The 14432-nt window shown below is 44.2% G+C and carries 14 protein-coding genes; all 14 read left to right on the top strand.

From position 1 onward, the window contains the following. The 14 genes from IRJ16_RS02970 to IRJ16_RS03035 are packed head-to-tail and all read left to right on the top strand — an operon-like array spanning position 1 to position 14142. Positions 1-1143 (top strand): glycosyltransferase family 61 protein, encoded by a 1143-nt coding sequence (locus IRJ16_RS02970; protein ID WP_194110022.1) that lies wholly within the window; start codon positions 1-3, stop codon positions 1141-1143. 4 nt (positions 1144-1147) lie between these two features. Next, complete coding sequence (locus IRJ16_RS02975; RefSeq protein ID WP_194110023.1) at positions 1148-2128, top strand: hypothetical protein; 981 nt, start codon at positions 1148-1150, stop codon at positions 2126-2128. After that, complete coding sequence (locus IRJ16_RS02980) at positions 2125-3072, top strand: glycosyltransferase family 2 protein (protein WP_194110024.1); 948 nt, start codon at positions 2125-2127, stop codon at positions 3070-3072. Before IRJ16_RS02975 ends, IRJ16_RS02980 begins: the two co-directional genes overlap by 4 nt. Before the next feature lie 38 nt (positions 3073-3110). After that, the gene (locus IRJ16_RS02985; protein ID WP_194110025.1) at positions 3111-4109 is read left to right on the top strand and encodes a glycosyltransferase; all 999 of its coding nucleotides are present in this window, start codon (positions 3111-3113) and stop codon (positions 4107-4109) included. A gap of 12 nt (positions 4110-4121) precedes the next feature. Further along, complete coding sequence (locus IRJ16_RS02990; RefSeq protein ID WP_194110026.1) at positions 4122-5348, top strand: glycosyltransferase family protein; 1227 nt, start codon at positions 4122-4124, stop codon at positions 5346-5348. A 5-nt stretch (positions 5349-5353) separates the two neighbouring features. After that, the gene (locus tag IRJ16_RS02995; protein ID WP_290246537.1) at positions 5354-6619 is read left to right on the top strand and encodes a glycosyltransferase family protein; all 1266 of its coding nucleotides are present in this window, start codon (positions 5354-5356) and stop codon (positions 6617-6619) included. After that, positions 6616-7785, top strand: coding sequence for a glycosyltransferase family 4 protein (locus IRJ16_RS03000; protein WP_194110028.1), 1170 nt, complete (start codon positions 6616-6618; stop codon positions 7783-7785). The genes IRJ16_RS02995 and IRJ16_RS03000 overlap by 4 nt, the downstream gene beginning before the upstream one ends. Next, positions 7763-8623 (top strand): FkbM family methyltransferase, encoded by an 861-nt coding sequence (locus IRJ16_RS03005; RefSeq protein ID WP_194110029.1) that lies wholly within the window; start codon positions 7763-7765, stop codon positions 8621-8623. Before IRJ16_RS03000 ends, IRJ16_RS03005 begins: the two co-directional genes overlap by 23 nt. Next, on the top strand, positions 8616-10025 hold the full coding sequence (locus IRJ16_RS03010) for an exosortase Y-associated Wzy-like protein (protein ID WP_194110030.1): 1410 nt from the start codon (positions 8616-8618) through the stop codon (positions 10023-10025). Before IRJ16_RS03005 ends, IRJ16_RS03010 begins: the two co-directional genes overlap by 8 nt. Beyond that, positions 10022-11152: an XrtY-associated glycosyltransferase XYAG1 gene (locus IRJ16_RS03015; RefSeq protein WP_194110031.1), complete on the top strand. Its 1131-nt coding sequence runs from the start codon at positions 10022-10024 to the stop codon at positions 11150-11152. The genes IRJ16_RS03010 and IRJ16_RS03015 overlap by 4 nt, the downstream gene beginning before the upstream one ends. 41 nt (positions 11153-11193) lie before the next feature. After that, entirely contained in the window at positions 11194-12066 is an 873-nt protein-coding gene (locus IRJ16_RS03020; RefSeq protein ID WP_228079771.1) for a glycosyltransferase family 2 protein, read from the top strand. Beyond that, positions 12047-12610 carry an exosortase Y gene (gene xrtY, locus IRJ16_RS03025; RefSeq protein WP_194110032.1) on the top strand — a complete coding sequence of 188 codons (564 nt, stop codon included), beginning with the start codon at positions 12047-12049 and terminating at the stop codon, positions 12608-12610. The genes IRJ16_RS03020 and xrtY overlap by 20 nt, the downstream gene beginning before the upstream one ends. Further along, entirely contained in the window at positions 12597-13148 is a 552-nt protein-coding gene (locus IRJ16_RS03030) for a WcaF family extracellular polysaccharide biosynthesis acetyltransferase (protein WP_194110033.1), read from the top strand. Before xrtY ends, IRJ16_RS03030 begins: the two co-directional genes overlap by 14 nt. A 46-nt stretch (positions 13149-13194) precedes the next feature. Continuing rightward, on the top strand, positions 13195-14142 hold the full coding sequence (locus tag IRJ16_RS03035; protein WP_194110034.1) for a glycoside hydrolase family 43 protein: 948 nt from the start codon (positions 13195-13197) through the stop codon (positions 14140-14142). Positions 14143-14432 lie beyond the last annotated feature (290 nt).

The following is a 14432-nucleotide window of genomic DNA, read 5'->3' on the forward strand; positions in this document are numbered from 1 at the left end:
TTGAGCCGTATTAAAGACATACTTAAGCAATTTCCGTTCATCTATCCCTCGGCTATAGTTAAGTCTTGCAAAGACTGGATAGACCGGCAAAATGCTGATGCAGGTGTCTATAAAGGTCTGCGCGGACATCAATACCGATTGGTCATTCCACCCGAAGACCATCAATTTGATCTGCCTGATCTGCAGGATGGTCGCGACGCTACAAAATTCAACGACAACGTTTTTTATAGTACACCTCCCGCCTATCTTTATTCCTTAAAGGACGTTTATTTATATAAACAAATGGGGCTGGTATTAAGCAACCGCAACGCTCTTTTTCAGGAATTCACCCATCATTTCGGGATCAGTTCTTTATCGAAGTTTCTACGGAAAAACCCTTTTTATACTTACGCAACCAATATTAAACGAATAGCTGGGACTGGAGCAGTATTGGTATCGCCCGAAAGCCATAATTATTACCATTGGTTATCTGACGTGCTGCCACGCATTAAACTATACCAGAGTGTGATGGGACATATCGATCACTATTGCATCTCTGCGGCCGTACCCGAAAAATTCCTGGCCATATTGCCGTCCTTTGGGATCCCGATGACCAAGATCTTACTGGTAAATGATCAGGAAAAACTGCATTTCAATACTTTGTATGTGGCATCGTTACCCGGCAGTGAAGGCCGCTCGCCTAAATGGGCGGTCGACCATGTTCGCGATAAGTTGATACCCTTAGGCACGGATCCCGTCATCGCCAATAAAAAGATCTATTTCAAAAGAGGTCCATCGGGTCAACGCAAACTTATTAATGAAGAAAACATTATCGGCCTGCTTCAACAACACGGGTTTGATGTTATCGACCCGGATGATCTAAGCATAACCGAGCAGATCAACTTGATGCAACATGCATCCGTAATTGTTAGCGTACACGGCGCGGCTTTGAGTAATTTGCTATTCGCGAATAAGGGGATATCGGTTATAGAATTCTTCTCGACAGACTATTTCCGTACCGATTGTTATTTTACCTTATCGCGAATGCTCGCGCTTAATTACCATTACATCAAAGGCAATAAACCGGCCAGCGCCAATTGGGGCGATATCGAAGTTGATGAAACTAAGCTTGCCGACATGCTTACTAAGATCGGTATATCATAACAGAATGTCCACGCCACGCAATATACTGACTATCGCTACCGGCAAAATGCTTTATCTGGATATGGCAATAAACCTGGCACGTTCATTCAGATGGTGGAATAAGGATAACGGCATAACTTTTCACCTGGCAACAGATATGCCTGATAATTTACCGGTCGACGTTGAGGATTTCGTCAGCATCATCAAACTCCGGCCGGACGAATTAGGAAAGGGGTTCTCGTCCAAGCTGCATTTAGATAAACTGGCCCCCGCCGGGCAAACACTTTTTATTGATAGCGATTGTTTGGTTTTTGGCGACCTTTCTAAGTTATTCACTTCCTTTAAAGGCAAAGCTGTATCGGTTTTAGGGAACTATATATCATCCGGCGAATGGTTTGGCGATATTGGCGCCATCTGTAAAAAATTTAAGGTAACGCAATTGCCCAAATTTAACGGCGGTCTGTATTACGTCGAAAGCGGGGAGCTTGCCAATACCGTGTACACCACCGCCCGTGAGTTGGAACAACAGTACGATGAGATAGGTTTTGTACGCCTGCGCGATCGACCAAATGATGAGGTGATCATGGCTTTAGCCATGCAGCTGCACGCTCAAACACCATTGATAGATGATGGCACAGTGATGAGCGATCCGCAAGCTTGCCCCGGAGGGTATAACATCGATGTGATAAAAGGCGAACGATGGTTACTTAATCCGCAGGCTCCTCACCCACTCCATCAAGGCTGGTATCCATTTGTAAGAGTAAGTCCGTTGATAGTACATTTCTTAGGATATTACACCATGCGCTATCCCTATCGCCGCGAAGTTTATCGCTTAAGTGCCGCGTCGACAAATAAGTCTTATTTGTTAAGTGGACTGTATGCTTTGCTCACTATAGAATATCCGGAACGGCTTGCCGATAGTTTTAAAACGATATTTCGTTCTACCTATCATAAATTGTTCGGGGTGCGCAAGATCAAAACTTCAGAAAGGGTCATATCTCAATGACAGATCAACAACAGGCAGATGTAACCGTAATTATCCCAACCTATAATAGGCTTTGGAGTTTGCCAAAGGCCATTGATAGCTGCAGAAAAACGACTTGCATCACCGAGATCATTGTAGTTGACGATGGCAGTACCGATGGTACTTGGGAATGGCTGCAACAACAACCGGATGTCAGGTCATTTTATCAGGAAAATCAGGGACAGACCTATGCTGCTAATTTTGGCACCAATTACGCCACCGGTAAATACATCAGATTTTTAGATAGCGACGACTTTTTGGTCGAAGGAGCCATTGATAAGCAATTTTTGAAAGCGGAAGAGACAAATGCAAACCTGGTCTACTCAGCTGTTGATATTTACGTTGAATCGACGGGTGAGGTTATCAACTTGCCCATCAAAGAGGCTTGGGAGGACTTTTTAGAAATACAATTGGGGAACGGTAACGGCAGCCATTATTTAGGGATGCTATTTAGTACCCATCTGGTAAAAAAAGTACCCCGCAGACCCGATCTTTCTTTCAGGGACGACAGGATGTTTTTGCTGGAATATGCTTTACTGGATCCCAAGATCGTGTGGGCCCAAGGTTGTGCAGGCCATTGGGTAAAACATACCGACCAAATGCAGGCCAATTATCAGGGGTTAAAAGCACAGGTCACAAACTGGCAGCATCTATACATTTATAAAAAGATTCTAAGTAAGCTGGCTGCTAACGGCAAACTAACGCAAGCCCGCAAAAATGCTGCCTGCACAGTGCTTTGGCCGCTGGCACATTGGATCGCTAAAGATAATATTAGCGAGGGCGTTGAGGTAGTTAACTGGATCTATGAACTTAACCCTGATTTCCAGATACCGGAGCCGGGCACTCTTGGGTTTATGTACAGATCATTGGGCTTTAAAATGACCGAGAAACTGCTGGGTTTACGAAGGTTAACATTATTCCGGTAAATTCTCAAACACTGCGTCGTCCCTTTTAGCTAACAAAATTGCAAAAGCCCTTAAACCTGTTCTATGCCGAACCCGATCCTGACCGTTGGTTCCTGATGGATCGTTATCTGCGGCAGATCATTCGCAGGATGGTAAGGGGCAAACAACGGCCGGGTGGCGTGATGATGGTTGCACTGAACCTGATGCAGGGTTTGGATAGATTAAAGATTCCCTATCGTTTTAACGATTATCGGTATATAGATAAACATCCTGACGAGATAGCCTGCATCATTGGTAAGCCGCAATTGTTAACGGAGCGTAAATGGAAGAACCCTGTTGTATTCGGTGCCGGCATATTCTCGCACCCTTCCGAAGAACCCGAACTGTTCAGTAAGTATCCGAATGTTAAACGCCTGTTGGTCCCGGGCGAATGGATGCGATCAATGTTCGAACCGTTCTACGGCGATAAAGTGCAGGCCTGGCCCACAGGTATCGATACCAAAAAATGGTCGCCGGTCGGCGCGGCAACTAAGGACACCGACTTCATAGTTTATGATAAGATCCGCTGGGAACGCGATAAACACGTTCCCGAACTGCTTGATCCTATACTTGAACAACTGCAAACAAGATCATTGAGCTATACCGTATTAAAGTATGGAAGTTACGAGCCGGAGCAATTGCTTTCGGCCGTTGGACAGGCAAAAGCCGCCATATTTTTATGCGAGCACGAAACCCAGGGACTGGCCTATCAACAAATATTAGCGGCCGGTCTGCCAATTTTGGCTTGGGACAGGGGCGGCTACTGGCAGGATCCTTATTACTATCCCGCAGTAAAATTTGGCCCGGTAAGCTCTGTCCCTTATTGGGATGACAGGTGCGGGATCAAATTCGGTTCGATAGCTAATTTTGACGAACAATTACAAAAGTTCATCAAATTACAAGATGAGGGAGCATTTTCTCCTCGCAATTTCATTACCGAAAATTTGAGTTTGGAAAAATGCGCGGCAGATTATGTTGACATCATTTCATCTTTAGAACAAGAATTATTGATACAGTAATTAGGATATCCCGTGCATCTGCATAAAAAGGTCAAAGTAGTTTTGGTTACCCCTACTCAACCATCCTTAAACCCAAGGTTGGTAAAAGAAGCCGATGCGCTGAACGAAGCTGGTTACGATGTTACCGTACTTTGCTGCTATTGGAATGCCTGGGGCGCGGCATCAGACGATGAAATATTGGCGACACGGGCCTGGAAAGTCATCCGCGTAGGCGGCGATCCTGTGCAAAAACGGATTACTTACTTTATCAGCAGGGTTTTACATAAGGTGTTCAATATCCTGACAGATAAATTCAGACTAACTGCATTTACGCACCTTGCGGTCGCGCGGGGAAGTTTATTTCTGATGCGCGAAGTGGCAAATCACAAAGCCGATCTTTATATCGGTCATAACTTGGGTGCTTTACCGGCCATTGTAAAAGCTGCTAAAAAGTTCAGTGCTAAATGTGGTTTTGATGCCGAGGATCTGCACCGATATGAGGCTACCTACGATCGTGGCCAGGCATCGTACAACCGTAACCGGTACTTAGAGGATAAATATTTCGGTGAGCTCAACTACCTTACAACAGCCTCGCCATTAATGGCGCAAGAATATGGTGAATTGTACCCGGATAAACGGCCGGTCGCTATTCTTAACGTTTTCCCTAAAGGACCAACTTTCGCCAAAAGTATCAATAATGGCGTGATCCGGTTATTCTGGTTTTCGCAGACCATCGGTCCGCACCGCGGCTTGGAAACTATCATTGAGGCATTGGCACTGTTGCCTGAGGCTCCACTGGAACTACATTTGTTAGGCGAAGGAAATATGTACGCCGACTACATTAAGGAGCTGATAAACGGTCGTCCCAATATCCATTTACATCACCCTATCCCATCAGATCAACTCATCACTTTTGCATCCCAATTTGACATTGGTTTGGCAGCAGAGTTGAATATCCCGCATAACCACGACATCTGCTTAGCCAATAAGATATTTACTTATCTGCAAGCAGGCCTGGCCGTTTTAGCAAGTGATACCGTGGCACAAAAACAATTCATGACCGAACATCCAACGATCGGACAATGCTATAAATTGAACAATGCTGCAGATATTGCATCTAAGCTAAATTTGTGGTTGCAACAAAGAGAACTACTTTTACATAACGCATCGGCAGCTCTCAAACTCGGGCACGGCGAAATGAACTGGGAATCCGAAAGCCAAAAGTTGCTTAAAGTGGTATCAGATACTTTAGCCAATTGAAAAAAGTGTTGATCATATCACCTTACTTCGCTCCTGTTAATGCAGCTGATATGCAGCGGGTGCGAATGAGCCTGCCCTATTTTGCCGATCTTGGCTGGGATGCTGAAGTGGTTACGGTGGATGAGCGATATACAGATGTAAGTAAAGACGAACTGCTGTCACAAACCGTCCCCGATAATATAAAGTTACATAAGTTAAAACCACTCGACAAAAAATGGACAGCGAGGATCGGTTTGGGCAGTATTGCAATACGATCGTTATGGTTTTATAAAAGAACAGTGGACCGCCTGATCAAGGACGGCAATTACCAGCTGATCTATTTTTCTACCACGCAATTCCCGGTTTGTATATTAGGACATTATTGGTACAAAAAATTTGGTGTGCCTTATATAATCGATATGCAGGACCCCTGGCATTCCGACTATTATCTAAATAAACCAAAATCCGAACGCCCACCTAAATATTGGTTCGCGTATCGTCTTAATAAATTCATGGAGCCTATCGCCATGAAAAGTGTTGCGGGCCTGATAAGCGTATCACCAAACTATATTACTACGCTCCGCGAACGATACCCGCATTTAAACGACATACCGGCGGCCACTATTCCGTTCGGCGCTTTCGCCCCTGATACACAGCTAGCGTCCGAAAATAATGATCGCTTTCCAGAATTGCTAAGCAAAGATCATATCAACCTGGTATATATTGGCCGTGGTGGTGCGGATATGCACAAAGCCATTGCTCCACTTTTTAGACATCTGCAAACGAGGGATATATCTGCCGACAAACTTAAAGTATACTTTATAGGTACCAGTTATGCACCTGCAGGACAAGGTAGGCCCAGCATTCTACCATTAGCGGACCAGTATGGTTTAAGCGACAATGTGATCGAACTTACTGATCGCATTAGCTATTATCACGCCCTGATCACCCTGCAGCAAGCCGATGCGTTATTTGTTCCCGGGTCTGATGATGTGAAGTATTCCGCATCAAAGATCTATCCGTACATTCTTACAGGGAAGCCATTGTTGGCTATTTCGAACGCAAAAAGCCCAGGTTACCAGATACTTGCTGAATTTGTTGTGGACCATAACCTTGGTTACGATGATCGGGATGTTGACAATAAAATATCAACGTTTATTGACGGGCTTTTAGCAGGCAATCTATCCAAACCGAAGTATCATACGGAGGCGATACAAAAATATTCGGCCGCCAGTATGACCCAATTGCAATGCGAATTATTTAATGAGTTGCTTAAAACCCGGCGTGTGTGAAAAAACTGGCCATTGTAACTACCCACCCCATTCAATATTACGCGCCGGTCTTCCGTCTGTTGCATCAACGAGAGAACATCTCTGTAAAGATCTTTTATACCTGGGGCGAAGCATCGCTTAAAAAATTTGATCCCGGTTTTGGTAAACAGATCATTTGGGATGTACCGTTATTAGATGGCTACGAATATGAATGGGCTACAAATACGTCGCAAGCCCCCGGTTCGCATCATTTTAAAGGTATCGTTACCCCCGACCTTATCGAACAAATAGAAAACTATCAGCCTGATGCGGTTTTGATCTTTGGCTGGGCGTACCAAAGCCATTTAAAAGTGATGCGCTATTTTAAAGGGAAATTGCCTGTGTACTTTCGTGGCGACTCTACCTTGCTCGATCAGCAAAGCGGTTTTAAGGCACTTTTTAGGTCGATAACCCTTCGGTGGGTATATCGCCATATCGATCATGCCTTTTATGTAGGCCGCGCAAACCGGGATTATTTTTTACGTTATGGTCTAAAAGCACACCAGCTAAATTTTGCCCCTCACGCAATTGATAACGAACGTTTTGCTAACTCACGTAAAGAGGAGGTTGCCGAGTTTCGAAAAAAATTGGGCATTGCCGAAGACCAGCAATTGATACTGTTTGTGGGTAAGTTAGAAGATAAGAAATCCCCCGACCTGTTGCTGCGTGCTTTCACAGGAATAGATAACGCCGATAAACACCTGCTTTTTGTAGGTAACGGTAACTTAGAGCCAAGTTTAAAGGAACAAGCAGCAGATAACAATAAAGTTCACTTTGTCGATCTTGTCAATCAAAGCGATATCCCGGTAGTGTATCAGGCCTGCGATCTGTTCTGCCTTCCATCCAAAGGTCCCGCCGAGACTTGGGGCCTGGCCGTGAATGAGGCTATGGCTTGTGGCAAGGCCGTTCTGGTGTCCGACAAATGCGGTTGCGCTAACGACTTGGTTACCGACAAACATAACGGCGCTATTGTTAAAGCTGGCAACGTTGACGATCTTGCCGAAAAATTAGCCGAACTTACCCGATCAAAAGACACACTAAAAAATTACGGCCGCCATTCGGCAGTAAAAATAGCGGGATGGAACTTTGCCGCTATCGCGCAAGCGATCGAAGATAAATTACTAAATGAAAAGAGCCGACCGAATTAAGATCAACTTTATACGTAACTGGGACCTGCCGGGCAAAGAACGCCTTGCGCATTTGTTAAAACCGTCGGCAGGTTTTAAAACCAATTTTAAGGATGGCATTGTTTGGCTAAGGCACGAGGATATCGCTATCCACACCTCGGCCGATAATTACATCGAGCACATGGTGCTTACTACCGGCACTTACGAGGACGAGATAAACAAGCTGATACGCGTATCCTTGAAACCCGGTTTTGCAGCTTTAGATATTGGCGCCAATATTGGCCTGCAAAGCATCCGCATGTCGCAAAGCTGTGGTGCAGATGGCAAGGTTTATTCTTTTGAGCCATTGCAACATATCCACCAAAAATTCAGCAGGAATATCGCGCTTAACAATTGCCAAAATATTCAGCTGTTCCCCTTTGCATTATCAGACAGTGATGGCGAGACCACCGTTAATATCGACGAACAGACTTGGAACCAAGGGGCGTTCAGCCTTAACCAAGAGAGCAATGGCAAGTCCCAACAAACCATCACTATAAAGGCCGGCGATACCTTATCGGAGATAGCGGCGCTACAGCGGTTAGACCTGATCAAGATAGATGTAGAAGGCTATGAGTTTCAGGTATTACGCGGGCTGAAAGACACACTCCGTAAACACCGGCCAAGGATCATTTTTGAATACGACGATAACTATTGGCAGCGCACCGGCCAGCAAATGGCGGATTGTTATCCGTTCTTAATTGAAACCGGTTACACCCTTTACCAGATCACTCAAGTTGGCTGCGAACTGATCAGCAACGCCGCAGACGCCATTGGCGGAAACATTTTTTGTATCCCGTTAACCATAAACAATGGATAGCGAATTACGGATAGAACGTTTTGCGATGCTGTATATCCCTTACGCATTGGCGCTGCTGTTGGCTGATGATCCTTATTGGTCTTACCTGATCGCCTGGCTGGGGTCGTTCTACATTTTTTTCCTTACCCTATCAGGCTCTATAAGGCCGCTCCCAGATGATCATCCTTTGGGCGAGCAATTAATGCGTCCTATCTTTTTGGTCCAGATCGTTTTTGCAGGATATATGGCCTGCACCTCTATTTTTTATTTTATGGATCTTGTGGGCTATGTTAATTTTGAGGAGGTAGATAATTTCTTTTTCACTAATACCGAAAAACTTAAATACACCGCCGAAGCGCAACGATATTACTGCCTTGGCCACGCCGCGTTTGTTACCGGGATACTGATGTTTATGAAATACCCGACCGAACAGCGATATATTTACGCCGAGGGTACCGTGAGCGCCATACTTTTTTACTCAGCCTTGTTATCCTTTCCTATTGCAAAAGCTTTTGAGTTCGTTCCCGGGTTGTCGCAATTCACTAATCAGTTCAATTCGTTAAGTTTTATCGCGTGTTCGCTGGCGCTGGCATTTGCCATTCCCGAAAGAAAGATGATCAATACGGCTATCTGTGTGGTACTGTACGGGATAAATTTTTATTCCGCTTTATTGTCGGGATTTAAAGAACCTATCATCATCAGCGTAATGGTTTTGGGGATATTTTTGTATCCAAGTTATAAAAAACTGGTGCTTGCTACCTTTATCCCTGCGCTATTATTATTGTTTTTGGTTTTACCTACCTATGCCACCGTATTCAGAAGCAACGCCTGGACCGGCGATGCTGATAGCGAAGAAGCATCGCAATTGGCCTTACAGGCGGCTATTGGACAGGTTAGCGATTCGGGCGAATCATCTAACTGGAGTTTTTTGGTGGGCCGGTTTTCCGAGATCAGCATGTTCACCATGTACCTTGAATCTACCCCAAAAAAGATAGATTTTTACGACTTTCAACTACTCGAGCAATCAGCCATGGTATTGGTACCACGTATATTCTGGCCGGCCAAACCCTTTACCGAAACTTTGGTGATGCAGCGGGTTTATGATGCCGGCGTTGTGGCGCGTGGTTCAGTGGTATCTGCTAAGCCTGCTTACATCGTTGATGGATATTTGTCGTTCGGCACCCTGGGGGTTATCATATCGCTATTTGTTTATGGCATGGTAGCCCAGCTTATCTCTCAGAAAGCCGAAGTGCTATTCGGCGGTTATTTATTAGGCACGGCACTCATGTTCTCAGGGCTTTTTCAGATCCTATGGCGTGGGCTAAGTTTCGAGTTCATCATTAACTCAGTGTTCTATTCCTACGTCACCATGCTAATGTTGCACAAAGTGTTTTTGGCCCGTAACATTATTCAACCAGCTTGAGGATATTACAGATCAATGCTTCTTATAAACCGGCTTACATTTACGGCGGGCCTACCATGTCGGTCTCTAAACTGGCCGAGCAATTGGTAAACGCGGGTTGCGATGTAAAGGTGTTCACAACTACCGCTAATGGCGATAATGAACTGGATGTTACACCTAATGAGGTCATCATCGTAGATTCTGTCCCTGTAACTTATTTCAGCAGGATACTTAAAGGTCATATCCATTTTTCACCCAAATTGTTGGCGGCAGTATGGCGTAATTGCTGGCAGTACGATGTAGTACATATCCATGCCTGGTGGAATACGGTTTCGGTACTATCATGCTTTATTGCCATGGCGCGCGGCGTTAAAGTGGTGGTATCTCCACGTGGGACTTTAAGCGCTTATTCGTTTGCCCATAAGAATAGTTTTTTAAAGCAGGCCATACATAATTTAATAGGCCGACCTTTGCTGAACCGAACCCATATCCACACTACATCAACTTACGAGGAAACGAAACTAACACGCGTCATTGAACCCGTAAAGTACTTTGTCCTTCCTAATTTTGTCGCTTTGTCTGATGCCAATTCAAACGCTGCTTTTGTCCAGAGCGATAAACTGAAGCTGGTGTTCTTTTCGCGCATAGATGATAAAAAAGGTCTCGATGTCCTGTTCAAAGCTTTAGCCTTGGTTAAGCGCCCATACGCTTTGACCATCGCCGGTGGTGGTGATCCTATCTTTATAGATACTTTAAAAAAACAAGCACAAAACCTTAACATATTGGCTCATATCAATTGGATAGGTGTGCAAAATGAAAATAAATTTGATATGCTTGCCGGACACGATATCATGATACTACCATCGCGCGACGAGAATTTTGGCAATGTGGTAATAGAAAGTTTGAGTGTCGGTACCGCAGTGATCGTGAGTCCGAATGTTGGTTTGTCCGATTATGTAATCGAGAATAGTTTGGGCTGGGTGACACCTAATCAACCTGTAATGATAGCCGAGCTTATTGCTAAGCTACAATATCAGGATCTGGCACTGATCAGGCAACAAGCTCCCGTGGTCATACGTGATCACTTCGATGAGAAAGCACTGACCGCGAAATACCTGGCAATGTATCAACAAGTAATTAAAGGTTAACCGGATTATCTATTAAATTTGAGGTCCTTTAAACTAAAATATTGAACCCGCATTTTTCCATCATACTGATAACCTACAACGAGCAGATACACCTGCCCGCTACACTCGACGCGGTTGCCGGGCTGGGTGCGCCGTTGTTCATTTTGGATTCGGGCAGTACCGATGATACCATCAAGATCGCTGAAGACCACGGTGCGACCGTAGCGCAAAACATGTTCGTTAATCATCCTCAGCAGTGGCACCATGCATTATCGACGTTTAAAATAGATACCCCATGGGTTATTTGTTTAGATGCTGACCAGCAAGTAACACCGGAATTATTTGAGTTACTTAGAACGTTTAATGATACCGATCACAAAGACACTAATGGCATCTATTTTAACCGGAAGAATTATTTTAAAGGGCGGTGGATCAAACACGGCGGCTATTTTCCGTTTTACTTGCTAAAGATGTTCAGGACAGATGTTGGTTATTCTGATCTGAACGAAATGATGGACCATCGGTTCATTGTCCCCGGCAAGACCGAAATCTGGAAAAAAGGCTATTTAAAAGAAGAGAACCTGAAAGAGAACGAGATCAACTTTTGGCTTGAAAAGCATCTGCGGTATAGTGATCAGGTAGCCTACGAAGAAGTGGAACGGATGAGGGGCGCCCGCTCGCAAACCATCGAGCCCCGTTTTTGGGGTTCTCCCGATGAGCGTACGGCCTGGCTAAAACGCCTCTGGTGGAAAATGCCGAGATACAGTCGCTCTTTAATATACTTTAGTTATCGCTTTTTATTCAAATTAGGATTTTTGGACGGGCGTACAGGTGTCATATTCCATTTCCTGCAAGGTTTTTGGTTTAGGCTTATCGTAGATGTTAAGATAGATGAGTTACTAAAAAAAGCTAAAGATGATAGGCAGCAAGTTTGATACTCCGCAAAATCGCTTCATCGTCCTTTTTGTTGGGCTATTCCTCATATTTTACTATGGCAATTTGATGGTCTGGAGTTTGGTATCACCTAACGGCAAGCACTACAACGAATTTGTTGATGCACATTTAAACTACATAGGTGGTATGCGTTCAATTTTAGTGAACCTTACAGTAAACTCACTTAAATTACTCGGATATAAAGTGATATATAATCAGGATTCGATCAGAGTTATTGGTCGCAATGGCATACTAATCGCTTATGATTGTATTGGTATGGGGGTAATGAGCTTTTTTACCGCATTCACTATCGCCTATCCAAAACCAATTAAGATCAAGGTTATTTTTCTGATCGCGGGTATCGTTGTCATCCAAGTACTGAATATTTGTCGCATGTGTCTTTTAGCCTTATATTGGCATAAACCGCAGGTGCGCAGTATAGATCACCATCTTGTTTTTAACGTGGTTATCTATGCCGTTATCGGCGTTAGCATTTACTTTTATACCAAGGGCAGCAGAGCCAATACCAGAAATGCAAAAGACTGACCTTTCTAATTACAATAACTCACATTACTATACCGGCGCAAATGCACTTAAACGCGCTACGTGGTACATAGCCAATGCCTGTATATTTAAAAGCAGTCTGGTGCCGTCAGCGGGCTTAAAAAGGGCCTTATTGCGATCATTCGGTGCCAGTATAGGTAAAGGTGTGGTTATAAAGCCGTGCGTAAACGTTAAATACCCCTGGAACCTAGCGGTAGGGGAGAATACCTGGATAGGCGAAAACGTGTGGATAGATAGTTTGGTCAATGTCACTATAGGTGCCAATGTTTGCCTATCGCAAGGCGCGGTATTGATCACCGGCAGCCACAACTATAAACTTAAAACATTTGATCTTATCCTTGGCGAAGTAACACTTGAAGATGGTGTTTGGATAGGTGCTGGTGCGATGGTGAATCAGGGGGTGACCGCTCATTCCCATTCGGTACTCACCGCCGGATCTATCGCCACCAAAGATATGGATGCTTATACTATTTACCAGGGAAACCCTGCAATGGCAATAAGAAAAAGATCTATAGAGTAATTATTTACAGATTATTAAATATGAAAATTAAACTTAAACATTAATTATGAAGCATATTTACTCGATACTTATTGGCTGCTTAATTGCGTTGTCATTGCACGCGCAAACAAAGCCCGCCGATACCTTAACACTGGCCGACCCGACCATTTTTTATGATAAAGGCCAATACTACTTATATGGCACAGGCAGCAACCGCGGCTTCGAAGTTTATCGATCTGCAGACCTTAATAATTGGAAAGGCCCCGTCGGTAAGATCGAAGGGCATGCCATGCTAAAGGGACAAAGCTACGGTAGGCGCGGCTTTTGGGCGCCCCAGATATTTAAGCACAAAGACAAATACTACATGGCTTATACTGCCGATGAGCAGGTAGCGATCGCGGAGAGTGATAGTCCATTAGGACCATTCACGCAAAAGACCGTCAAAGCCATATCCGGCCCGGGTAAACAGATAGACCCTTATATTTTTAAAGATACCGATGGCAAGCTATACCTCTATCACGTAAGGTTACAAAAAGGCAATAGGATCTTTGTAGCGCGTTTAAAAGACGACCTGAGCGACATAGACACCACAACAACAAAAGAATGCATTAGCGCGCAGCTGAGATGGGAAAATGAGGCTAAGAGTGACTGGCCGGTAAGCGAAGGCCCGACCGTGGTTAAACACAACGGCCTTTATTACATGCTATACTCTTGTAACGATTTTCGTAACATCAATTACTCGATAGGTTACGCTACTGCCACCTCACCCATGGGGCCGTGGGTCAAAAGCAAAAGCAACCCTATCCTGACCCGACAAATGACCGGTGTTAATGGGACGGGGCACGGCGATCTGTTTGCCGATGGCTCGGGGCAATTGTTCTACGTATTCCACACTCATCAAAATAACCTTACTACGGGGCGCAGAAAAACGGCTATTATCAAAATGGCCTTCAGTAAAGATAAACCCTCACAACTTAATGCCGACCAAACAAGTTTCCGCTTTTTGTTCAAATAGATATATAAATCGAAACTAAAAATAAAAGCCTGTATCCTTGGATAACAGGCTTTTATTTTATCTATAATTTCAGTTGTATTTCGATTTCGCTATCGTTTTCAATAATATCACAACGAAAATTCAGGCAGATCTCAAACGAATTTCATCAAAATATCATCTGAGACCGATAAATTATCTAATGTTAATATGGCTTGTTAAAACAATTCAGATCTTTGTAAAAGATGATACTGGTTCGGTAATTTATATCGTTAAACATTATCTAAGTCAATGCCAATTTCAACAGCATCTTT

Source organism: Mucilaginibacter myungsuensis, from assembly GCF_015222005.1.
GTDB lineage: Bacteria > Bacteroidota > Bacteroidia > Sphingobacteriales > Sphingobacteriaceae > Mucilaginibacter > Mucilaginibacter myungsuensis.